The sequence below is a fragment of the Leisingera sp. M658 genome (genome assembly GCF_025144145.1).
Classification (GTDB): domain Bacteria; phylum Pseudomonadota; class Alphaproteobacteria; order Rhodobacterales; family Rhodobacteraceae; genus Leisingera.
The window spans coordinates 3,930,347-3,953,394 of record NZ_CP083546.1 but is presented as its reverse complement, the minus strand read 5'-3'; the positions used below and the strand labels follow the sequence as shown (position 1 = coordinate 3,953,394).

20 protein-coding genes and 1 pseudogene are annotated in these 23,048 nt (G+C 63.5%); 8 read left to right on the top strand and 13 right to left on the bottom strand.

Translation table 11 applies throughout. The features are described from left to right. The first annotated feature begins 122 nt into the window (after nt 1-122). The 3 genes from pncA (at nt 123) to pncB (ending at nt 4,413) form a co-directional block, all read left to right on the top strand. The gene (pncA, locus tag K3724_RS19270; RefSeq protein ID WP_259988308.1) at nt 123-719 is read left to right on the top strand and encodes a bifunctional nicotinamidase/pyrazinamidase; all 597 of its coding nucleotides are present in this window, start codon (nt 123-125) and stop codon (nt 717-719) included. 74 nt (nt 720-793) lie between these two features. Continuing rightward, nucleotides 794-3,061 carry a PAS domain-containing hybrid sensor histidine kinase/response regulator gene (locus K3724_RS19265; RefSeq protein WP_259988306.1) on the top strand — a complete coding sequence of 756 codons (2,268 nt, stop codon included), beginning with the start codon at nt 794-796 and terminating at the stop codon, nt 3,059-3,061. A gap of 62 nt (nt 3,062-3,123) precedes the next feature. Beyond that, nucleotides 3,124-4,413, top strand: coding sequence for a nicotinate phosphoribosyltransferase (gene pncB, locus K3724_RS19260; RefSeq protein WP_259988304.1), 1,290 nt, complete (start codon nt 3,124-3,126; stop codon nt 4,411-4,413). Between the two features lie 155 nt (nt 4,414-4,568). Here the strand turns inward: pncB and K3724_RS19255 are convergent, their stop codons facing one another. The 5 genes from K3724_RS19255 to K3724_RS19235 are packed head-to-tail and all read right to left on the bottom strand — an operon-like array spanning nt 4,569 to nt 9,837. Next, entirely contained in the window at nt 4,569-6,026 is a 1,458-nt protein-coding gene (locus K3724_RS19255) for an aldehyde dehydrogenase family protein (RefSeq protein ID WP_259988302.1), read from the bottom strand. Further along, complete coding sequence (locus tag K3724_RS19250; protein WP_259988301.1) at nt 6,019-6,492, bottom strand: GNAT family N-acetyltransferase; 474 nt, start codon at nt 6,490-6,492, stop codon at nt 6,019-6,021. The genes K3724_RS19255 and K3724_RS19250 overlap by 8 nt, the downstream gene beginning before the upstream one ends. Next, nucleotides 6,489-8,081 (bottom strand): ABC transporter ATP-binding protein, encoded by a 1,593-nt coding sequence (locus tag K3724_RS19245; RefSeq protein WP_259988299.1) that lies wholly within the window; start codon nt 8,079-8,081, stop codon nt 6,489-6,491. The genes K3724_RS19250 and K3724_RS19245 overlap by 4 nt, the downstream gene beginning before the upstream one ends. Continuing rightward, nucleotides 8,078-8,893, bottom strand: a complete 816-nt coding sequence (locus K3724_RS19240) for an ABC transporter permease (protein WP_259988297.1) — start codon at nt 8,891-8,893, stop codon at nt 8,078-8,080. The genes K3724_RS19245 and K3724_RS19240 overlap by 4 nt, the downstream gene beginning before the upstream one ends. Further along, nucleotides 8,890-9,837 carry an ABC transporter permease gene (locus tag K3724_RS19235; RefSeq protein ID WP_259988295.1) on the bottom strand — a complete coding sequence of 316 codons (948 nt, stop codon included), beginning with the start codon at nt 9,835-9,837 and terminating at the stop codon, nt 8,890-8,892. The genes K3724_RS19240 and K3724_RS19235 overlap by 4 nt, the downstream gene beginning before the upstream one ends. 195 nt (nt 9,838-10,032) lie before the next feature. Here K3724_RS19235 and K3724_RS19230 point away from each other — a divergent pair, with 195 nt between their 5' ends. Continuing rightward, nucleotides 10,033-11,151, top strand: a complete 1,119-nt coding sequence (locus K3724_RS19230) for an acetoin utilization protein AcuC (RefSeq protein ID WP_259988293.1) — start codon at nt 10,033-10,035, stop codon at nt 11,149-11,151. Between the two features lie 83 nt (nt 11,152-11,234). On the opposite strand, the gene K3724_RS19225 is transcribed toward K3724_RS19230, so the two are convergent. Next, on the bottom strand, nt 11,235-12,713 hold the full coding sequence (locus tag K3724_RS19225) for an ABC transporter substrate-binding protein (RefSeq protein WP_259988291.1): 1,479 nt from the start codon (nt 12,711-12,713) through the stop codon (nt 11,235-11,237). Between the two features lie 163 nt (nt 12,714-12,876). Here K3724_RS19225 and panB point away from each other — a divergent pair, with 163 nt between their 5' ends. The 4 genes and pseudogenes from panB (at nt 12,877) to K3724_RS19205 (ending at nt 17,516) form a co-directional block, all read left to right on the top strand. After that, a complete protein-coding gene (gene panB, locus K3724_RS19220; RefSeq protein ID WP_259988289.1) occupies nt 12,877-13,707 on the top strand; it encodes a 3-methyl-2-oxobutanoate hydroxymethyltransferase in 831 nt (276 codons plus the stop codon). Between the two features lie 8 nt (nt 13,708-13,715). Beyond that, nucleotides 13,716-14,576 carry a pantoate--beta-alanine ligase gene (panC, locus tag K3724_RS19215; protein WP_259988287.1) on the top strand — a complete coding sequence of 287 codons (861 nt, stop codon included), beginning with the start codon at nt 13,716-13,718 and terminating at the stop codon, nt 14,574-14,576. A 67-nt stretch (nt 14,577-14,643) separates the two neighbouring features. Further along, a complete protein-coding gene (gene glpK, locus K3724_RS19210; protein ID WP_259988285.1) occupies nt 14,644-16,134 on the top strand; it encodes a glycerol kinase GlpK in 1,491 nt (496 codons plus the stop codon). 253 nt (nt 16,135-16,387) lie between these two features. Then, nucleotides 16,388-17,516, top strand: a pseudogene (locus tag K3724_RS19205) (IS5 family transposase). 188 nt (nt 17,517-17,704) lie between these two features. On the opposite strand, the gene K3724_RS19200 reads toward K3724_RS19205, so the two are convergent. From K3724_RS19200 to arfB, 7 genes are all read right to left on the bottom strand, one after another. Continuing rightward, on the bottom strand, nt 17,705-18,961 hold the full coding sequence (locus K3724_RS19200; RefSeq protein WP_259988284.1) for a flavin-dependent oxidoreductase: 1,257 nt from the start codon (nt 18,959-18,961) through the stop codon (nt 17,705-17,707). A gap of 78 nt (nt 18,962-19,039) precedes the next feature. Then, entirely contained in the window at nt 19,040-19,582 is a 543-nt protein-coding gene (gene idi, locus K3724_RS19195; protein ID WP_259988282.1) for an isopentenyl-diphosphate Delta-isomerase, read from the bottom strand. A 153-nt stretch (nt 19,583-19,735) separates the two neighbouring features. Next, nucleotides 19,736-20,197, bottom strand: a complete 462-nt coding sequence (locus K3724_RS19190) for a cytochrome c family protein (RefSeq protein ID WP_259988280.1) — start codon at nt 20,195-20,197, stop codon at nt 19,736-19,738. A 109-nt stretch (nt 20,198-20,306) separates the two neighbouring features. After that, nucleotides 20,307-21,323 (bottom strand): P1 family peptidase, encoded by a 1,017-nt coding sequence (locus K3724_RS19185; protein ID WP_259992690.1) that lies wholly within the window; start codon nt 21,321-21,323, stop codon nt 20,307-20,309. A 134-nt stretch (nt 21,324-21,457) separates the two neighbouring features. After that, entirely contained in the window at nt 21,458-21,811 is a 354-nt protein-coding gene (locus K3724_RS19180) for a cupin domain-containing protein (protein ID WP_259988278.1), read from the bottom strand. After that, a complete protein-coding gene (locus K3724_RS19175; RefSeq protein WP_259988276.1) occupies nt 21,808-22,554 on the bottom strand; it encodes an SDR family oxidoreductase in 747 nt (248 codons plus the stop codon). Before K3724_RS19175 ends, K3724_RS19180 begins: the two co-directional genes overlap by 4 nt. 67 nt (nt 22,555-22,621) lie before the next feature. Beyond that, complete coding sequence (gene arfB / locus K3724_RS19170) at nt 22,622-23,041, bottom strand: alternative ribosome rescue aminoacyl-tRNA hydrolase ArfB (RefSeq protein WP_259988274.1); 420 nt, start codon at nt 23,039-23,041, stop codon at nt 22,622-22,624. Nucleotides 23,042-23,048: the final 7 nt, after the last annotated feature.

Sequence of the window (23,048 nt, the reverse complement as noted above, 5' to 3'; positions counted from 1 at the left end):
AGCCAGTAAAATAAGGGCTTTGGATGCATGTTAATTGCTGCACCGGTATGCGACTGGTCAGCGGGAGTTTCCAAGATCCATTGCCGCCGCTACATATTGTGTGCCCAGCAAAGGAATTGCCGATGACCCAGGCTCTGATTGTCGTGGATGTACAGAATGATTTCTGCCCTGGGGGCGCCCTGGCCGTGCCCGGCGGGGATGAGGTGGTGGCCCCCATAAACGCCATGATGGACCGGTTCGATGCGGTGATCCTGACCCAGGACTGGCACCCGGCGGGGCATACCTCCTTTGCGTCTTCGCATCCGGGAAAGGATTCGTTTGACACGGCCGAAATGCCTTATGGCACCCAGGTTTTGTGGCCGGATCACTGCGTGCAGGGCAGCGATGGGGCCGCATTTCACAAGGGTTTGCGCACCGATGGCGACCTGATCATCCGCAAGGGCTTCCGGCCAGGAATTGACAGCTATTCGGGGTTCTTTGAGAACGATCACTCCACCCCCACCGGGCTGGAAGGCTATTTGCGCAGCCGCGGCATCACTGCGCTGACCCTGGCTGGACTGGCCACTGATTTCTGTGTTGCCTTCACTGCCCTGGATGCGGCGCGGCTTGGCTTTTCCGTAACGGTTGAGCTGGCAGCCTGCCGCGCCATTGATCTGGACGGATCGCTGCAGGCGGCGCTGGAGGGAATGGAGAGCAAAAATATAAACCTGCAATCTTAAGGAGAATGGCGCGAAATATTAACAAAGGCGTTGCTATGCTGTGCGGGCACCCCGACAGATGCCAAGGCTGATTGATGGACACTTCGGACTGGACCGGCAACGGACCGCTGGCCAACTTTAGTAAACGATACGGCTCGCTTGAGCTGTTGTTGCGCTATTGCCGCGGCCGTGTCCGCGCGTTCCGGGCCCGCCTGTTGTTCATGCTTTTTGCTTTTGCCGTTCTTGGGCTGGTTGTGCCGCCGCTCTATTCGCTGCTGGCTTTTGCGCTTGCGCTTGCCGGGGATGTTGCGGACTGCCTTCTGCTGCGCCAGGCGGATCATCTGGTCCGCCGCGGGATGAGCGAAGGGTGGCTGCGGCTGCTGACGGCGCTGACCGCCTTTTTGCACGCCTTGGCGCTCGGCGCGGCCGCGTCAGCCCCGTTCTGGGTCGAAATGCCGGGATTGGTGCCGCACGCCCATAATGAGCCGCTTTTTACAATCGGTCTGCTTACCGGGATGGCGATCAATGCCGGGCTGGTGCTGCCGTATCATCCGCTTGCAGTCATAACCAGACTTGTCACCTATGCGGCACTGCCGGTTGCCTTTCTGGCCGTGGAGATCGTTGAAACCCCGGTTCTGGCACCTGCGTATTTCCTTCATCTGGCAGGGCTGGCAGTTCTTTTTGCCTCCTTTTTCTGGTTTCTGAGCTATGTCAGGCGCAATTTCAGCCGGACCCGCGGCGCTTTGCTGGCACAGGCGCTCCAGCAGGAGGAACTGGAAGCCGCCTATGTCCGGCTTTCCGACCAGAAGATGGAGGCCAAGCGCCTGGCGCTGGTTGCTGAAAGCGCCAATGACAGTGTTATGCTGATGGACCGCGACGGGCGCATCACCTGGGTGAACGACAGTTTCACCCGCATCACCGGTTACAGCTTTGACGAGGCGCTGGGTCAGTTGCCCGGCGATCTGCTGAACAGCGGCGAGACGGACGCCGAGACTATCCGCCAGCTGCAAGACAGTGTTCTCCATGCGCGTCCTCTGCGGGTGGAAATCCGCAATCGCTGCAAGGACGGCCGGCGGGTCTGGATCGAGACCAGCCAGGTGCCGATGCTGAACGCAGCCGGCGAACTGGAGACCCTGATCGCGGTGGAGCGGGACATCACCGCCTCCAAGGAACATGCCCAGCAACTGGAACAGGCCCGTATCGCCGCCGAGGAAGGCGCCCGGGCCAAGGCTGATTTTCTGGCCACGATGAGCCACGAAATCCGGACACCGATGAATGGTGTGATCGGCATGGCCCAGTTGCTGCGCGAAAGCAGCATGGATGAAGAACAAACCCTTTACACAGACACCATCCTCAGTTCGGCGGATACCCTGCTGGCGCTGATCAATGATGTGCTCGATTTTTCGCAAATGGATGCCGAGGAGCTTAACCTCAGCCAGGTCAATTTCGATCCGCACGCCTGTTTTGAGGAAACCATCCGCCTGCTGCAGGCCCAGGCAGACGCCAAAGAGTTGGAGCTGGTACTGAAAATCACCGGTCGTGTGCCCAGCCTGCTGCGGGGGGATGACCGGCGGATCCGGCAGGTTCTGATGAACCTCACCGGTAATGCGATCAAGTTCACGGATCAGGGCCGGGTGCTGGTGACACTGGATGCCGAACCGGCGGCGTCAGGGACAGGCCGCGACCTGGTGTTCTCGGTTGCAGATACCGGAATTGGCATCGCCGCGGAAAAGCTTGGCAAGGTGTTTGAGCGTTTTTCCCAAGCGGATGCTGCAATCAGCCGCCGTTTTGGCGGCACCGGGCTTGGGCTGGCCATATCCCGCCGCATTGCGGAAGCGATGGACGGCAGTATCACGGTCACGTCGGAACCGGGCTTGGGGTCCTGTTTTACGGTGCGGCTGCGGTTGCAAACGCCTCAGCCGGAACCTGCAAAGGCGCCCGCGGCACCGGCCTATCCGGACAGCTCCCCGGCACTGGACGGCCTGCGGGTTCTGGTGGCCGAGGACAACGCGGTGAACCGGGTGCTGATTGAAAAATTCCTGCAATCCGCCCCGGTGGAGCTGGCCTTTGCCAAGGATGGCCGCGAGGCAGTGGCGCGTTTTGAAGATTTTGCGCCCGATATCATTCTGATGGATATGTCGATGCCGGAAATGGATGGGCTGGAGGCCACCCGGATGATCCGGGCCAGGGCCCGCCCGCAGCCGGCCATTGTGGCCCTGACCGCCAATGCCTTTGAGTCTGACCGCAAGGCCTGCCTGGATGCCGGCATGGATAACTTTATGAGCAAGCCGATCAACCGGGGTGTGCTTTTGGAGGTGCTGGGCCAATTGGCACCGCAAGCACAAGCCCGCCGCGCGGGTTGATTTCCTTGCTCCCGCAGGCGCGCTATTCTATCAATCAGTGACCCTTATGCACGAGGCTGCCGGTGGATATTGCAACCCGCGTCTACAATCACAAATGGAAAATCGATCCGATTGTCCGGTCGCTGATTGATACGGATTTTTACAAGCTTCTGATGTGCCAGTCGGTGTTCCGCAACAAGCCGGACACGACGGTGGCCTTCTCGCTGATCAACCGTTCCGCGCAGGTGCCGCTGGCCCGGCTGATCGACGAGGGCGAGCTGCGCGAACAGCTCGACCATATCCGCTCGCTGTCGCTCAGCCGCGGTGAAAGCACTTGGCTGCGCGGCAATACCTTTTACGGCAAGCGGCAGATGTTCCGCCCTGACTTCATGGAATGGTTCGAGGGCCTGCGCCTGCCGCCCTATCATCTGGAACGCAGGGGCGATCAGTATGAGCTGACCTTCGAGGGCAAATGGCACGAAGTGATGCTGTGGGAAATCCCAGCGCTGGCGGTGCTGATGGAGCTGCGCAGCCGTGCGGTAATCAACAGCATGGGCCGGTTTGAATTGCAGGTGCTTTATGCCCGCGCCATGACCAAGGTTTGGGAAAAGATCGATCGCCTGCGGGACGTGGACGGGCTGACCATCGCCGATTTCGGCACCCGGCGGCGGCACTCGTTCCTGTGGCAGGACTGGTGCGTGCAGGCGATGCACGAGGGGCTGGGCGGCAAATTCACCGGCACCTCCAACTGTCTCATCGCGATGCGCCGCGAAGTGGAGGCGATCGGCACCAATGCCCATGAGCTGCCGATGGTCTATTCCGCGCTGGCTGAAGATGACGCGAAGCTGGCCCAAGCGCCCTATGACGTTCTGTCCGACTGGCATGACGAGCACGAGGGAAACCTGCGCATCATCCTGCCCGACACCTACGGCACCCAAGGCTTCCTGGACCGTGCGCCCGATTGGCTGGCCGGCTGGACCGGCATCCGTATCGACAGCGGCGATCCGGCCAAGGGCGCGGAAGTTGCGATCAATTGGTGGCAGGACCGCGGCGAGGACCCGGCGGAGAAGCGGGTGATCTTTTCCGACGGGCTCGACGTGCAGCAGATCCAGGACCTGCACGCGCAGTTCTCGGACCGCACCAAAGTGTCCTTTGGCTGGGGCACGCTGCTGACCAACGACTTCCGCGGGCTGGTGAAGGATAACGCGCTGGCGCCGTTTTCGCTGGTCTGCAAGGCGGTTGCCGCCAATGGCCGGCCGACCGTGAAACTGTCGGACAATCCGGAAAAGGCAATGGGGCCTGCAAAGGAGATTGCGCGCTACAAGCAAGTATTCGGAGTCGGTTCTCAGGAACGGCTGGACGTTGTTGTTTAACTCTCTTCCTGCGCTGCAAAGAACGGGCTGGCTCCCGCGCGTTGCCCCTGCTTTGAAAAGCAAGGGCGCCCCTTGGGCCCGGCACGCCGCGCTGGAGGCGCGGCCTGCCGGGCATTGTGCAACGCACGGCGCAAAACTTCTTGCGGCAGCGGGACCTAACCGTGATGGGCGGCCACGGTCTTGAGCTGCGAGAACCCATAGAGCGCTTCAAACCCCTTTTCCCGCCCATGGCCGGATTTCCCGACACCGCCAAAGGGCAGCTCAACCCCGCCGCCGGCGCCGTAATTGTTAAGGAACACCTGCCCGGCCCGAAGACGCTTTGCCAGCCGCATCTGCCGTGCGCCGTCTCGGGTCCAGACGCTGGCCACCAGACCGTAATCGGTGCTGTTGGCAATCCGCACGGCGTCTTCTTCGGTCTCAAACGGGATCAGCACCTGCACCGGGCCGAACACCTCCTCGCGCGCCAGCACATGATCCGGCGGCACGTCGGCAAACAGAGTGGGCCGGACATAGGCGCCCGTTTCCGGCGCCTGCGGGGAAATGGCGCCATGGGCAGCAACCGGCAGGTTCGCGCCCTGCTCCAGATAGCTTTCGACAATCTGTTTTTGCCGGGCAGAGATCAGCGGTCCCAGCTGCAGGTCGTCCTTTGCCGGCCCCGCCTTCAGGTCACGGTAGGCATCTGCCATCCGCGCCTTCACCTCGCCGTAGACCCCGCGCTGCACCAGAATACGCGAGGAGGCCGAACAGGTCTGGCCTGCATTCTGGATGCCTGCATTCACAAGAAACGGCAATGCGGCGTCCAGATCCGCATCGTCGAACACAAGCTGCGGAGACTTGCCGCCCAGCTCCAGCGTCACCGGAACCACATTGGCGCCTGCGGCCTGCTGCACCAGAGCGCCCGTGCGCACCGAGCCGGTAAAGGAAATATGCTGCACATTTGGATGCCCTGCCAGTGCCGCGCCGGCTTCCCCTCCCAGACCCGGCACCACATTCAGCGCCCCGGCGGGCAGCCCGGCCTCGACCGCGATACGGGCAAAAGCCAGTGCCGTCAGGCAGGCTTCTTCGGCCGGTTTCAGCACGCAGGCATTGCCCATTGCCAGCGCCGCACCCACCGAACGCCCGATGATCTGCATCGGGTAATTCCAGGGCACGATATGCCCCGTCACCCCATGCGGTTCGCGCAGCGTATAGACGGTGAAACCGTCCAGATAAGGGATGGTCTCTCCCATCACCTTGTCCGCTGCGCCGCCGTAGAATTCGCAGTAGCGCGCCAGCGCCAGCGCATCGGCCCGCGCCTGGGTCAGCGGCTTGCCCACGTCCATCGCTTCCAGTGCGGCCAGTTGCTCCACCCGCTTCAGCACCAGCTGTCCGATCCGGGTCAGGATGCGGCCGCGCTCCAGCGCTGTCATCGCGCCCCATTCCCCCTCCAAGGCAGCATCTGCGGCCTGCACCGCAGCCTCTATATCCGCTGCACCGCCGCGGGGGATCCGGCAGATTTCGCTGCCGTCCGAGGGGTTCATCAACGGCAGGGTTCCGCCGCTGGCGGCAGGAATCCAAGCGCTGCCAATGAGGCACAGCGCGGGATCGAACCAGAGAGGGGAGGCGTCAGTCATTATGGGCTCCTGCAACGTCGAATGTGTAGCTTTTGATCTGATGTCCGGTGAAGGGCGCGCCCTCGCGCAAGTCCCGGATGCCGGGCAGGAGGCTGAGGCATGTGCCCCAGAACGCCACAGCCTGGCGTGAGGATTTCGACAATCCCATGCGCCAGCGCCCCGGAAACTCCTGCAGGATAAGGCAAGCGGCTTCCTGGCCCCAGCCCTGGCGGCGGTGCTGCGGCAGAATGCAGAACTCAGACAATTCGCGCCGGTCATCGGGCAGGTTCAGCACGATGGCAAAACCGATGCGGGCGCTGTCGTTGCGCAGCCAGAAGGCGGTCACATCCTTGCGGTGCAGCATCTGGCCTGCACGCCCGGTAGGATCGATCGCAGCGTGCGGCGCTGTCTCCTTGAAATAGGGCGCCATCGCTGCGGCCAGCAAGGCCTGCTCCCGCGGCATGATCAGCGCTAGAGACAGGGTCATGCAGCCCCCGAATTCAGATCGGGAAGAACCGGCGCGGCGGCAATCAGCTGCCGGGTATAGGGGTGCTGCGGATTGCTGAACATGGCCTCGGTTGCACCCTGTTCGACGATCTCGCCTTTTTGCATCACCAGGCAGCGGTCGGTGATCGTCCGCACCACGCTCAGGTCATGGCTGATGAACAGATAGGTGAGGGCATAGGCCTCGCACAGCTCCGCCAGCAGATCAAGGATCCGGGCCCGGACCGAGACGTCGAGAGCGGAGACCGCCTCGTCAAAGATGATCAGCTCTGGACGGGTGATCAATGCGCGGGCAATCGCAATACGCTGGCGCTGGCCGCCGGAGAACTGGTGGATGTATTTGCCGGCATCTTCAGGGTTTAGCCCGACAGCAGAAAGGGTTTCGGAAATAAGCCCGGCGCGCGCCGCCCCGCTTGGTGGATCGGGCAGCAAATGGAAAGGTTCGGTGATCAGCCGCTCCACCCGGTGACGCGGGTTGAAGCTGCCATAGGGGTCCTGGAACACAACTTGGACTTTGCGTCGAATCGCCGGGTTGAGGTGTGTCGCAACACGCTTTCCATCGAGGCGGATCTCCCCGTCCTGCAACGGTTCCAGCCCCAGAATAGCCCGTGTCAGGGTCGATTTACCGCACCCCGACTCACCCACCAGGCCCAGCCGTTCACCGCGGTTCAGGGTAAAGGAGACATTGTTCACGGCGCGGAATGTGCCGGGTTTGGAAAACAGCGATTCGCGCGGGGTTCTGTAGTCGCGGACCGCATTCCTGACCTCCAGCAGCGGCGCGGGGGCGGGCGGGTCCGGCAGCGCCACCTGATGGCTGGAGGCTTCAAACAGCATCCGCGTATAGGGATGCCGCATGTTGCGCAAAAGCCAGGTGGTGTGACCGGTTTCCACCACTCCGCCGTTCCGCATGACGACGATCCGGTCGGCCAGGTCAGCGACGACGGCCAGGTCATGGCTGATGATCATCAACCCCATGCCATAGTCCTGAACCAGATCCTTCAGCAGCTCCAGAATCTGCGCCTGGGTAGTGACATCCAGCGCGGTGGTCGGCTCATCCGCGATCAGCAGCTTGGGGCGCAAAGCGATGGCCATTGCGATCACCACCCGCTGGCGCTGGCCACCCGACAGCTCATGCGGATAGCGCGACAGGGGGAAACGGTCCGCCGGCAGGCCAACCCGCTCCAGCACCTCGCGGGCGCGGGCTTCGGCCTGCATGCGGGGCATCGCTTTATGGATCAGGATCGTCTCCATCACCTGCGCACCGATGGTCTTGACTGGGTTCAGCGCGGTCATCGGCTCCTGGAACACCATGCCAATGGACTGGCCTCGCAGGGCGCACATTTGCGTCTCGGACTGCTCCAGCAACTGGGTACCGCTCAGCGTTATGTACCCCTTGGCCTCCGCAAGGTCCGGCAGCAGCTGCAGGATGGCGAGTGCGGTCATAGACTTGCCCGACCCGCTTTCACCGGTGACCGCCACGATCTCGCCCGGCTCGATGTGGAAACAGACATCCTTCAGCACCTGAAAAGCGCCGATCCTGACCGACAGGCTGGTGACATCCAGTAGCGTCATGCGCGTGCCACCCTTAGTTTCGGGTCCAGGAAATCGCGCAACCCGTCGCCCAGCAGGTTCAGCCCCAGCACGGTCAGGATGATGGCCATGCCCGGCACCAGCGCCAGATGCGGGGCAAAGCTGACCATTGTCTGAGCGTCGGCCAGCATCCGGCCCCAGCTAGGGGTGGGCGGCTGGGCGCCGAGGCCGACATAGCTGAGACCCGCTTCCGCCAGGATACCCAGCGAGAACTGGATGGTGCCCTGCACGATCAGCAGGTTCATCACATTGGGCAGGATATGCTCAGCCGAGATCCGTGCCGCGCCCTTGCCTGCCACCCGTGCGGCCAGGATGAACTCGCGCTCCCACAGGGACAAAGCTGCGCCGCGGGTGATGCGGGCAAAGACAGGGATGTTGAAGATGCCGATGGCGATAATTGCGTTGACGGCCCCGGCACCCAGGACGGCAGTAATCAGGATGGCGATCACCAGCGAGGGAAAGGCAAAGACCAGATCGTTGCCGCGCATGATCCCCTCATCCAGCCACGACCCGTTGCACGCGGCGGCGGCCAGCCCCAGCGGCACACCCGCGCCCATACCAATGCCGACAGCCACCAGCGCCACGGCGATGGAGGTGCGGGCGCCGACCATGATCATCGACATCAGGTCGCGCCCGAAATGATCGGTGCCCAGCCAGTGCTGCGCATTCGGCGTTTGCAGCTTGGCAGGGATGTTCATTGCCGCGTGGTCGAACGGCGTCCACAGAAACGACACCAGCGCCGTCAGCAGCACCAGCGAGGAGAGTACGCCGCCAAGGATCAGGTTGCGGGTCATGTCCGGCTCCTGAGGCGCGGGTCGACCAGCGCATAGGCGAGATCGACCAGGAAATTCACCGTAATGACGGCAAAGACCAGTAGCATCACCACCGACTCCACCACGATCAGATCGCGCGAGGAAATCGCCTGGAACACCAGCCGCCCGAGGCCGGGCAGGTAGAACACCTGCTCAATGATGATGGCGCCCGCCAGCAGGAATGAAAACTGCAAGCCGATGATGGTCAGCACCGGGATCAGGGCATTCCTGACCCCATGCCGCCACAGGGCCTGGCGGCGCGAGAGCCCCTTGGCGCGGGCAGTGCGCATGAAATCCTCGCCCAGGATGTCGAGCAGCGCCGAGCGCATCACCCGCGTCAGGATCGCAGCCTGCGGCAGCGCCAGTGCAATCGCAGGCAGGGTAAGCGCATGGACACCTGCCCAAAGCCCGGCATCCCAGCCCGGAAAGCCGCCGGCTCCGAACCAGCGCAGGTTGATGGCAAAGATCAGCACGAGCATCATCGCAAACCAGAAGTTCGGCACGGCGACCCCCAGCTGGGTAGCCCCGATCACGGCCATGTCCCCGGGCTTGCCGCGGCGGGCGGCGGCGTAGATGCCGGCCGGAAAGGCGATGAGCGTGGAGAGCGTCAGCGCATAAAGCGCCAGCGGCAGCGACACCCACAGCCGGTCGGCAATCATCCCGGCAACTGGCGTGCGGTAAGTGTAGGAGGTGCCGAAATCGCCGCCCAGCATGCCGGCGGCCCAGCTAAGGTAACGGGCCAGCTTGCCCTGATCCAGCCCCAGCTCCGCCTGCAGTGCGGCGACGGTGTCGGCCTGCGCATTGACCCCCAGCATGAAGGAGGCCGGATCACCCGGCGCCACCTCCACCACAAGAAAAATCACCAGCGAGGCCACGGCCAGGCTGGCAATCAGCGACAACAGGCGTTTCAGGGCGTAACGCAACATGCCCGCCACGTTAGGAGCGCCGGGCGGTTCGGTCCAGTGGGCAGCGAAGAGAAACGAGCGGCAGAGCATAAAAACGCGCAACGTCAAGAAGTTGTACAGGGTCTGACCGGAACAAGCGCGCCGCGCCGGGCAAGCGGCTGCCCGCCCCGGTGCGATGTGCTTTGGCAGCGGGCGGAAACCGGCTATCACTGCCTTATGCTGACGCGCCCCCTGTTCATTGGATCGGAAATCTATCGCGGATCGTCTTATGGCGGCACGCATCCGCTGCGGGTGCCAAGGGTCTCAACTGTGATGGATCTGTCTCGGGTGCTGGGCTGGCTGCCGGATCAGGCCTATGTGAATTCGCCCCGGGCGAAACCGGCAGCGCTGACCGCTTGGCACACGCCCGAATACGTCGCGGCGCTGCAAGCGGCAGAGGCGGCGCAGTCTGTAAGCGAAGACGTTCGGGTGCGGCACCATTTGGGCAGCATTTCCAACCCGGTGTTTCCGGAGATGTTCCGCCGCCCGGCCACTGCCGCGGGCGGGTCGATCCTGGCGGGGGAGCTGCTGGCAGGGGGCGGCATCGTCTACAACCCGGCGGGCGGCACCCACCACGGGATGCCGGACCGCGCCAACGGCTTTTGCTATCTGAACGATCCAGTGCTGGCGATGCTGTCACTGCGCCATCACGGCGCCCGGCGGATCGCCTATGTGGACATCGACGCGCATCATTCCGACGGAGTAGAGCATGGCTTTACCGGCGACAGGGACGCGCTGATGATCTCGGTGCATGAGGAGAACCTCTGGCCCAAGACCGGCGCGCTGACGGAGGATGCGGGCGGCTCGGCCCTGAACCTGCCAGTGCCGCGCGGCTTCAACGATGATGAGATGGCCCATATCCGAGACGTGCTGATTCTGTCCGCGGTGGAAGGTTTTGCGCCGGATGCCATCGTGCTGCAATGCGGGGCGGATGCTGTGACAGAGGATCCGCTGCCGCATCTGGATCTGTCGAACAATGCGCATTGGGCGGTGGTGCGGGCGTTGATGGGGATGGCGCCGCGATTGCTGGTGCTGGGCGGCGGCGGCTATAATCCATGGTCGGTCGGGCGGCTCTGGACCGGGGTCTGGGCCACGCTGAACGGGTATGAGGTGCCCGAGAGGCTGCCCGCGGGGGGCGAAGATGTGCTGCGCGGGCTGGAGTTCAACGGCAACCGTCTGGGCCGAAACCCGCCGGAGCATTGGTTCACCACGCTGCGCGACCAACCGCGGGGCGGGGAGGTCCGGCAGGTGATCCGGGAGGGGGTGGCTTACTTGCGGGCTAGACGGGGGCTGTAATGCGGTAAGGGCATCGCCCGCCCCGTAGGGGCGGTTCGGGCGCTGCCCGGCCTGCCGGCCGGGCGATCGGTTGCAAGCCTGGACTAGTCAGCCCAGCTGAGTGCGCTGAGGTCGATGGCGGCGGTGGGCGCGTTCTCCCACAGCCCCTGCAATCCGGCCTTGGCCACCCCCAGCTTGGCCAGCTGGAACAGGTAACCGTTGACGTAATCCGCCGCGATAATCTCCTGCGCCTGTTGCAGCAGCGCGGTGCGGGCGTCCGGATCGGTGGTGGCGTTCAGCGTCGCCATAAGCTCCTGGAATGGCTTGCTGTCATACTGGAAGTAGTACTCGGGCCGTGCATAGATGCCGATGTCCATCGGCTCGGTATGGCTGATGATCGACAGGCCAAAGCTTTTGCCGCGAAAGACAGATTCCAGCCACTGCGCCCATTCCACGTTGATGATCTCCGCCTTGATCCCCACCTGGGCCAGCTGCGCCGCAACAATTTCACCGCCGCGGCGGGCATAAGAGGGCGGCGGCAGGTGCAATGTGGTCTCAAACCCGTCAGGCAGACCAGCCTCTGCCAGCAGCGCCTTGGCCCTCTCAGGATCAAAGGAAGACGCGCCGGTCAGATCCTTGTAGGCCGGGTTATGCGGTGCAAAATGGGTGCCGATGGGGGTGCCATAGCCGAACATCGCGCCGTCGATGATGGACTGCCGGTCGATGGCATAGGCCACAGCCTGGCGCACGCGCGCGTCGTCGAACGGCGGCTGTTTGTTATTGGTGGACAGGATTGTCTCGCCCTCGGTCGATCCCACCAGCACCTGGAACCGCGAATCAGCCTCGAATTGCGGCAGGTTCTCCGGCGCCGGGAAGTTGTCAAAGGCGTCGATATCCTCGGCCATCATCGCGGCAAAGGCGGCGGTGGGATCGGAGATGAATTTAAAGGTGGCCGAGGCCAGCGCGGGCTGTTCGCCCCAATACTCCGGATTGCGCGCCAGGCTGATCCGGTCGCCCTGCACCCATTCCTGAAAGGTATAGGCGCCGGTGCCGACCGGGCTGGTCTTGATATCCTCGATGCTCTCCGGTGCCACAATCACCGCATCGCCCCAGGCCAGATTGAACAGGAAACTGCCGTTCGGCGCGTCCAGAGTGACTTTGACGGTTTGCGGGTTCACCGCATCTACCGACACGATCCCCTCAAACAGCGCTTTCTGTGCGTTGGTGCTGTCTTCGGCGCGGGCGCGGTCGAGCGAGAACTTCACGTCCTCCGCATCCATCGTGCTGCCGTCGTGAAAGATGACGCCTTCGCGCAGCTTGAAGGTGTAAACGGTGCCGTCCCCGGAAATTTCCCAGCTTTCCGCCAACCCCGGCACCACAGATCCATCGCCCATGAACCGGGTCAGCCCTTCGAAAATGTTGCTGTAAACCACCGAATCGATGGCCTGTGCGGCGGCGCTTGTCGGGTCCAGATGCGGTGGTTCCAGCTGCAGGCCGATGGTGACGCTGTCCTTGGCCCAGGCGGCGCCCGCCATCAAGGCCAGCGCGGAACTGGCGGCGAAAACGTAGGATCTGAAGGCCATCGGAAAACTCCCTGTGTGCAAAATTCGGGCCTGTTTGGGCGCCTATTGGAAACGAGTTTCCTTGTTTCCCAAGCGTAATCAAGACCGGGCGGCATTTCGCGCACTGGAAGCACGCGGCGTTAATTGGTAATCCGGGCGCTATTCGAACTGCGGACAGGAAGCCATGAGCGCAACAGCCAAGAAACAGGCGCCCAACGCCGAAGACATCCGGGCCCGCAAAGGCGGCACCCCTTTGGTCAGCCTGACAGCCTATACCACGCCGATGGCGCGGTTGATGGACGCCCATTGCGATTTTGTGCTGGTCGGCGACAGCGTTGGCATGGTGCTGCACGGGCTGACCTCCACCCTGGGCGTGACGATGGAGATGATGATCCTGCACGGCCAGGCGGTGGCGCGTGGTCTGGAACAGGCGATGCTGGTGATCGACATGCCCTTCGGGTCTTATGAGGAAAGCCCGCAACAGGCATTTCGCAATGCCGCCTGGCTGATGGCCGAGACCGGCTGCGCCGCGGTCAAGCTGGAGGGCGGCGTCGGGATGGCCGAAACCATCCGCTTTCTGGTCAAGCGCGGCATTCCGGTGATGGCGCACATTGGTCTTACGCCGCAGTCGATCAATACTCTGGGCGGCTACAAGGTGCAGGGCCGTGATACGCAAGCCGACGCCGTGCTGGCCGATGCCCGCGCGGTGGCCGAGGCCGGCGCGTTTTCGGTGGTGCTGGAAAAGGTACCGCAGAAACTGGCCGACACAATCACCGCCGAGGTGGCGATTCCCACCATCGGTATCGGTGCCAGTGCCGGCTGCGACGGGCAGATCCTGGTGGTTGATGACATGCTGGGCTTTTTCACCGCCTTCAAACCGAAATTCGTGAAACGCTACGCCGACCTTGGCCCGCTGGCCGAGGCTGGTATTGCCGAATACGCCGCCGAGGTCCGTGCCCGCTCCTTCCCGGCGGCTGAGCATGTGTTTGCCGATCAGGCGCCCTCCAAAGGATGACTGCCGACATGACCGCACCGATCCTGCGCCGCTTGTCTGATCTGCGCGCCAAGACAACCGCATGGCGCCGTGCCGACGAAACCATCGGCCTGGTGCCGACCATGGGCGCGCTGCACGCGGGCCATCTGTCACTGGCCGCAGCGGCCAAACAGTCCTGCGACCGGGTGATCGTGACCATCTTCGTGAACCCCAAGCAGTTCAACAAGCCGGAAGACCTGGAGAATTACCCCCGGACTGAAGCTGACGACGCGCAAAAGCTCGCACATCTGGGGGTGGATCTGATCTATGTCCCGGATCCGGACCAGATCTATCCGCAGGGTTACGCCACCAATGTTTCTGTTGCCGGCAGCATTACGGACGTGATGGAAGGCCCCTTCCGTCCCGGCCATTTCGACGGGGTAGCAACGGTTGTGGCCAAGCTGTTTCTGCAAACCAGCGCGGATAAGGCGTTTTTCGGCCAGAAGGATTACCAGCAGCTGATGGTTGTCACCCGGATGGCCCGCGATCTGGATATCCCGATCGAGGTCATCGGCTGCGAGACCGTGCGCGAGGCGTCGGGCCTCGCCATGTCCTCACGTAATCTGCTGCTGCCAAAGGACAGGCTTGCCAAGGCGGCAGCGCTGAATGCCGCGATGCGGGAGGCGGCTGCCAAAGCTTCAGCGGGCGAACCTTGGGCGCCGCTGGAGACTGCTGCGCGCCAGACACTGGCGGAGGCGGGATTCGGCGACGTGGAATACTTCGACCTGCGATGTGCCGAAACGCTAGAGGCGCTGGATAGCCCCACACTTCCTGCCCGTCTGCTGGCCGCCGCCTGGATGGATGGCGTCCGGCTGATCGATAATATCGAAGTTCCTCAACTAAATCTTTAGTAGGGGCTGGCAGCGGTAACACTTTTGCGTTTATGCTCCCCGGTCAGAGGAGACTGGAGGGCAGCCGATGACCTATATTCTGGCAATTGATCAGGGCACCACGTCGACCCGGGCAATCCTGTTTGATGCGGGAATGCAGGTCGCGGGCACCGCACAGCAGGAGTTCACCCAGCACTACCCGCAGGCGGGCTGGGTGGAGCATGACCCGGAAGAGATCTGGGAGACCACCGTCACGGTCTGCCGCAAGGTGATGGCGGAGCTGGATGTGTCTGCCGCGGATATTGCGGGCATTGGCATCACCAACCAACGCGAAACCACCGTGGTCTGGGACAAATCCAGCGGCAATGCCATTCACAACGCCATTGTCTGGCAGGACCGCCGCACCGCATCTATTTGCGAGCAGCTGCGCCAGGATGGCCAGGCTGAGATGGTCTCTGACCGCACCGGGCTGCTGCTCGATCCCTATTTCTCCGGCACCAAGGTGAAGTGGATTCTCGACATGGTGCCCGGCGCGCGCGAGCGGGCGGCGGCGGGCGATCTGCTGTTCGGCACGGTGGATACCTTCCTGATCTGGCGGCTGACTGGCGGTGCCTCCCACGTCACCGACGCCACCAACGCCGCGCGGACGCTGATGTATGACATCCGCAAGGGCCGCTGGAGCCGCACCATCAGCGATCTGCTGGATGTGCCGCAGCAGATGCTGCCGGAGGTCAAGGACAGCGCGGCAGATTTCGGCACCACCGATCCGGAAATCCTGGGCGGCCCGGTCCCGATCCTGGGGGTGGCGGGCGACCAGCAGGCGGCCACCATCGGCCAGGCCTGCTTCCAGCCGGGAATGATGAAATCCACCTACGGGACGGGCTGCTTTGCGCTCTTGAACACCGGGGATGAGCCGGTGGTGTCAAAGAACCGGATGCTGACCACCATCGCCTATCAGCTGGACGGCAAGCCGACCTATGCGCTGGAAGGCTCGATCTTCATCGCCGGCGCGGCGGTGCAATGGCTGCGCGACGGGCTGGGGATCATCGAGGAAGCGTCGCAGTCGGGCGAGCTGGCGCTGCGGGCCGATCCGGGACAGGACGTGATCCTGGTGCCCGCCTTCACCGGCCTTGGCGCGCCTTATTGGGAGCCGGAGTGCCGCGGCGGCATGTTCGGCCTCAGCCGCAACTCCGGCCCGGCGGAATTTGCCCGCGCCGCGCTGCAAAGCGTCGCCTATCAGACCCGCGATCTCTATGAGGCGATGCGCGCCGACTGGGAGGACGACAGACACCACACCGTGACCCTGCGCGTCGATGGCGGCATGAGCGCCAGCGACTGGACGATGCAGAGCCTGTCGGACATCCTGGGCGCCGCCGTCGACCGCCCGGTGATGCAGGAAACCACAGCACTTGGCGCCGCCTGGCTGGCGGGGATGCGGGCGGGGATCTACCCGGATCAGACGGGGTTCGCCGATACCTGGAAGCTCGACCGCCAGTTTTCACCGCTGATGCAGCCCGCGGTGCGGCAGGCGGCTTATGCGCGCTGGCAGCGCGCGGTTCAGGCGGTGATCGGGGTTTGACGTTAGGCGGGCAAGGCAGGGCAGGGCGCTCCCGCCTGTTCCGCCACATTCTGCGAATGTGCCTCACAGTTGGGCGTAGCGCCGCGCTTTGCGCGGCGCCTTCCCTTTGCTGAGAAGCGGTTTAAGGTCAGAATTGCCCTTAAACGCGCCCATTCCAGGGTGATTGCGGCCATCCGCGCCTCAAGGGGGCATTGTTGCAGAACTCTGACCGCTAAGGATTCACATCACGAATCCATGCGGTTAGACGGGTTAGATGAGCAAGCCCGCACCTGCCCGCTACCGCACGACGAATTGGTCCAGCTACAACGATGCGCTCAGGAAGCGCGGGTCGCTTCTGATCCGGTTGGACAAAGAGATGACCTGGCTCGCGCCGCATGAAGGGCGACCGGGGCGTCCACCAGTCTTCTCGAACTCGGCGATCCAGTTCTGCCTGTCGATCAAGGTTCTGTTCAAGTTGCCACTCCGGCAGACCGCCGGGATGGTCGCCAGCCTTTTGCACCTGTGGACTGGCCCGTTCCCGATTTCTCTACACTGTGCCGCCGGCAGAGTGAGATGGGACCGTGGCCCCAGTGGGGCCGCGTAAGCCCATAGAACGCTGGCCGTCCAGATCCCGTATCGCCGCGCCGATGGTCCGTTGAACCTGCGTCCCCTCTCGGGACATTGCTATGCAATGCCCTGCCGGGCAACGGACAGCACCGGGATCAAGTTCCTTGGCGATGGTGAGTGGCAGGCCCGCAAGCACGGCGTTCAGGGGCGACGCCAATCGCTGCCCGGCAGTTGATTGCAGAGCAATCAATGAGAGGGGCGCAAGGTGCATCTTGCGATGGATGCTGCCACGTCTGACATCCGTGCTGTCCCTTGTCCGGCAGGCGATTTGCAAAGCAAATCTGACGAGAGGGAATTCACCCCCAGCCGCGACGGCCCCTCTCGTGGTTATGCTGCGCAAACCACTGCCGGGCAGTGGACAGCCCGGTCCTGCCGGAACTGCGCGACCAGAGTCCGAAGGACGAAGAGATCGGCAGCGTGACTGCAGACGGGGCCTATGACACGCGCCGTTGCCACTCCGCCATCATCAAGCGTGGGCCGTCCCGATTATCCCTATCCGCAAGAATGGCCAGCCGTGGAAAGAAAACTGCCCGGCGGCACAGGTCAGAAACGAAACCTTGCGCGCCACCCGGCACTACGGCCGGGCCTTCTGGAAACGCTGGACAGGATACCACGCCCGGAGCCGGGTCGAGGCAAAGATGCGCTGCTTGAAGGCATTCGGCGAACGCATCGCCGCAAGAGACCCTGGTAGCCAAACCGCTGAAATCCACATCCGCATCGCCCTCATCAATCGCTTCAATGCACTCGGCACCGCCGAGATCGTCCGCGTCGCCTAAGTTCAGAGGGGAAAGGGGTAGTCAGGCCTCAAGAGGGAGTTTTGCAACAACGCCCCTCAAGGGTGAGCAAGCTGCCCGGAAACGCTCCGGGGGAGCGTTTCGCTTGCGAACGGGCGGAGCCCTGGCAAAACCGTGCCTGCGGCACGGCGGCTGTGCCGCCCTTGACCCGCGGCTGGCCGCGGCGTGCCTCAGCTGATGCGGGCGCCTGCCGGGATGGTTGGCGGGCGGGCGTTCAGCTCCTCGATGGAGAAGCCCGCAATCATCTTGTATTTGGCGGCATGGGCGGCCAGTTCCGCCTGCGGGATCACTTTGCCAATGTCTGCGAAGTCGCCGCCGCAGAGGTCCTCGACCCGCTGCAGAACCCCGTCCGGCCCGCCGCCTGCGCGGTTGGCGAGACCCACTGCCGTCGTTACTGGGCGCACTTCTGCCTCGTAGGCCTCAAGCGCGGCGGATGTGACCCCGTGCTCCAGCAGTTGCGCGCCGATCACCCGCGCGTCCACAATGGCCTGGCTGGCGCCATTCGATCCTACCGGATAGGTCGGATGGGCAGCGTCACCCATCAGAGTCACGTTGCCGATCGTCCAGCGCTCCAGCGGGTTGCGGTCCACCATTGGGTATTCATAGACCGTCCCGGCACCGCGGATCAGGGCGGGCACGTCAATCCAATCAAACCGCCAGCCTGCGAAATCTGGCAGGAACTCAGTGATATCCGCGGGCCGGTTCCAGTCTTCCCGGCGCCAGTGGGTGGAGGGATCAAATCTCTTCTCGGCGATCCAGTTCATGGTGACGCGGTCCTTGGCATCAGGCGCCGAGATCGGGTAGGCCACCAGCCGCAGATGATCATTGCCGATCATCGCCATCGCCGCGCCGCCCTTGAAGGCAGGCGCGCGGGCGGTGGCCCGCCACAGGATACGGCCGTTCCAGATTGGCGCGCCCTCATCCGGCGCCATCTGTGCGCGCAGGGCGGAATGGATGCCGTCTGCTGCGACAACCAGCGATCCCTCGACCCGCCGCCCGTCCGCCAGCAGCAGCGCAGCACCCTCCGCCGCATTGTCAATCCCTGCCGCCCGTGTGCCGGTCTTAAAGCAGCCCGTCCCCGCGCGCTCCACCAGCGTGCGGTAGAGCATCATCTGCAGCGCGCCACGGTGCACCGAATACTGCGGCCAGGCATAGCCGGCGCGGGTACCACGCGGCTCCTCCCAGATCGTTTTGCCGAGCTTGCTGTAAAATCCCAGCTGCCGGGTCCGGACACCAATTGCGTCCAGTTCCGCCTCCAGCCCCAAATCGAACAGCTCCCGCACCGCGTTGGGCTGCAGGTTGATGCCAACACCCAGCGGTTTCAGGCCGCTGACTGCCTCATAAATCTGAAACGGAACCCCGATCTGATGCAGCGTCAGCCCCAGCGTCAGCCCTGCAATGCCGCCGCCCGTGATGAGGATGGACATGATAAGCATACTCCCTAATTGCGCGGGCAGATAACCACGGCGCGCGACGGGGAGCAAGCTGGCAGAAAGGGTAAAAGGTCAGCGCCGGCGACCGATGATCAGGTCGGGGCCAAAGATCACATCGGCATAATTGTGCAGATAGATTTTCAGCCAGGGCGTGAACCGTTCCGGGTGGCGGCTGACTTCGGCCAGAAGGTCATGGTAATCGACCCAGCGGGTCTCCATCACTTCGTCCGGGTTTGGGGTGATGTTCAAGGGGCGGTGGGCATGGGCCAGGAACACATCCACGGCTTCATGCTCGACCAGGCCATTGCCGACATCGGCGCGGTATTCCAGGTGATGGCGGAACTCAGGGTAGAGGCCGGTCAGGCCCAGCTCCTCCTGCATCCGCCGCACGGCACAGGCCGAGGGCTGCTCGTCCCACATCGGATGGGTGCAGCAGGTGTTCGCCCAGAGGCCGGGGGTGTGGTATTTCCCCATCGCCCGGCGCTGCATCAGGATTTCCACGCCTTTCACCACAAAAACGGAGACCGCCTTGTGTTTCAGCCCGCGCTCATGCGCGGCGAGCTTGTCAACAGGTGTCAAATCGCCGTTCACCCAGGCGGGGATCATGTGGCTCATGCTGTGTCCGTGACGGTTTTTTCTGGCGCGGCCTGCCGCAACTGCGATGGCCTGGCTCCTACCGCTAACCTCTGCGGGTTACGAAAGCAATTACGCGAAAAGCCGCGGCGAAAATGCCGCGGCTTTGTGGCCGTGCTGCCGGAAAATTCGGCCTTACTCGGAAGCGGCTTCTGCGTTTTCTTCCGCGGCGGGTTCTTCAGCCGGCGCCGGGCCGTGGCTGGCCAGGAAAGCAAAGATATCCTCGCCGCCCTTCTTCAGGCGGAAGGACATTTTTGACTTGGCTTTGGCGTTGCCGGTTTCGGCCTGCAGGAATTTCTTGGGATCGGTGGTGTAGCCGACGAATTTCGCTTCGTCCCAGACCAGTCCGGCTTCGCCCGCCGCAATCAAGTCCTTGCTGTATTTGAAGTCTTCGGTGCTGCCGGCAGTGCGGCCTGCCAGGCCCCACAGGTTCGGACCGGTCTTGCCGCCCTTCACGATCACATCGCCGTCGTCCGAGACAACCATGTGGCAGGATTTGCATTTGTTAAACCCCTTCTCCCCCTTGGCCGGGTCGCCTTCGGCAAAGGCAGGGGCGGCGAGGAGGCCGAAAATGGCGGCTGTAACGAGAGGTTTCATATTGCTTGCTCCGGTTTTGAGTTGGCAGGTGTGACTCATGATCCAATAGCCGGCGGTGTCAACCGGCAGTTTGACGCGCATCAAAGTCATGGCAGGAAGTTGCGGACCTTTATGGCGCCGCCCAGCAGGGCAGCAGATCGCCGGGTTCTGGCCGGGCGTGTGAGACAGCACGGGCAATGGCACGGCTAAGGCACAGCGCTGCGGCATGGCAGACCGGCCCAAGGTTCGCATCCGGGTTTTCCAGGGCGCCGGTGCTTGCGGCAAAGACCAGATCGCCGTCGCCGGGGGCATGGGCAGGGATAATTGCGCGTCCGATGCCGTCATGGGCGGCAGTAGCCAGGCGCTGGCACTGCGCCTTGCTGAGTGCGGCATCCGTGGCGACGATGGCGATGGTGGTATTGGCGCGCTCTTGCGGCATCGGGGTGCCGCCCAGCTTCTGCATGGCGGCCAGTTTGCGGCTTTCCGGACTGCGGCCCAGGCCGGCGGAGGGATCCGGGCCCAAACCGCCGAATTCATCCCCGATTTCAAATGGCGCCGCCCAGAAATGCCGCTCACCCGGCGTGGTGACGGCGCCCAGCGGGTTGGCGGCCACCAGCGCACCGACGGTCACGCCGCTGTCCAGCACCAGCGAGGCCGACCCCAGCCCGCCCTTGACCATCGCGGTCAGCGCGCCGGTGCCCGCACCAAAAGTACCAAGGTCAAAGGTATCTGCCGCGGCTTCAAACGCCGCCCGGCCCAGGGCGCGGTAGGGATTTTCATCCCATGCCTTGCCGCCGCCGTTCAGCAGATCAAACAGGATCGCGCCCGGCACCAACGGCACCCGCGCCGGGCCAACCGGAAAACCGCGGCCCTGACTGTGCAGCGCATCCATCACGCCGGAACAGGCATCAAGACCAAAGGCAGAGCCGCCGGACAGCACCAGCGCGTCGATCTTTGCCACCGATTTGTCCGGCGCCAGCAGGTCGGTTTCCCGTGTTCCCGGTGCGCCGCCCATCACATGCAACGATGCGGTGAAGGGCTTGTCAGCCGTTAGAACTGTGGTACCGGATTTCAGCGCCGCATCCTGCGCGTTGCCAACCAGGATGCCGGGGACATCGGTGATCAGATTTCGAGGGCCGGGGAGCATGGTGAGAAGTCCTTCTTGCATGAAGCGCGCTGGGGCGCGCTGCCTCCGGCGGGGGGGAGGCCTGTCATTGAAACCCTCCGGGGGAGGGTTTCAAGGCCGAACGGGCGGAGCCCGGAAAAGATGAAAGCGCGGCGTCAGATCCGCGGCTTGGGCGCTGCCGTCGCCGGATCGCCTGAATTCGGTTCGCCCTTGGGTTCGATCAGCAGCACCTTGCATTCCCGTTCGGCACGGGGGCGGTGACTGATGCCTTTGGGCACCACGAACAGCTCACCTGCGCGGACGGTCTGCGGCTGCTGGCCTTCGATATCCATCACCATTTCACCTTCCAGAACCAGGAAGAAATCATCGGTATCCGGATGATGGTGGAACGGAAATTCCCCCTGAAACTTCACCACCATCACGTCGTTGCCATTGTAATCCGCCACCACATGCGGGTCCCAATGGGTGGAGAATTGGCTGAGTTTTCCGGCCAAGTTCACAGTCTTCATATGCAGCGTCCCCCGTCCACTTCCATCGCCACTCCGGTCACCATGCTAGCCTCGTCCGAACACAAGTAACAGGCTGCGTTGCCCATGTCCTCGGGAGTGGAAAACCGGCCAATCGGGATGGTGGACAGAAACTTGGCGCGCATTTCCGGTGTGTCTTCGCCCATGAAGGTTTTCAGCAGCGGCGTTTCTCCGGCCACCGGGTTGATCGCATTTACCCGCACGCCATGGGGCGCCAGCTCAACCGCCATGGTCTTGGTGGCGGTGATCATCCAGCCCTTGGAGGCATTGTACCAGTTGAGGCTGGGGCGCGGCGAGACACCGGCGGTGGAGGCGACATTCAGGATCGCGCCGGTCTGGCGCGCCTTCATATGCGGCACCAGGGCGCGGGCTGTCAGGTAGACGGATTTGACGTTGATGCCTAGCACCCGGTCGAAGTCGTTCTCGGTGACATCCTCCAGCGGCGCAGGCAGATGGGTGACGCCGGCATTGTTGACCAGGATGTCCAACTGACCAAAGGCCTCCAAAGCGGCCTCTGCCATGGCATTGACCGAGGCGCCGTCGGAGACATCCACCGTCCACGCGGTGGCGTTGCTGCCCAGCTCTGCGGCCATTTCCGCTGCCGCAGCACCATTGATGTCTGCAATCATCACCCGGGCGCCCTCAGCCAGGAACTTGCGCGCAATCCCGGCGCCAAAGCCCGAGGCGCCGCCGGTCACGATGGCGGTTTTCCCGTCCAGCCGCATATTCTGATCCTCCCTGCTGTTTTGCCAGCAGCATGGGCGGAGCGGGCGGCGGGTGCAATCCGCCGGATCAATCCGGGTCGATTTTACCGCGCGTCGCCTTCAATCCGCCGCGCTGTTTCTTGGCCTCAAGCCGCCGCTTGACCGAGCCGCGGGTGGGTTTGGTGGCAATGCGCCGCTTGGGCGCCACCAGCGCCTTGCGCACCAGCTCGGCCAGCCGCTCGCGCACGATTTCGCGGTTGCGCTGCTGCGACCGGGTCTCGTCGCATTGCAGGATGATCGCGCCTTCCTTGGTCCAGCGGCGCCCGGCCAGCCGTCTCAGCCGGTTTTTGACCGCGGGCGTCAGCGCAGGCGAGCGTTCGGCCTCGAACCGCAGTTCCACCGCGGTGGCCACTTTGTTCACATTCTGCCCGCCGGGGCCCGAGGCGCGGACAAAGCTCTCGGTGAGTTCCCAATCCTGCAGGGTGATTTGCGCGTTAACGTGGATCATGGCTCAG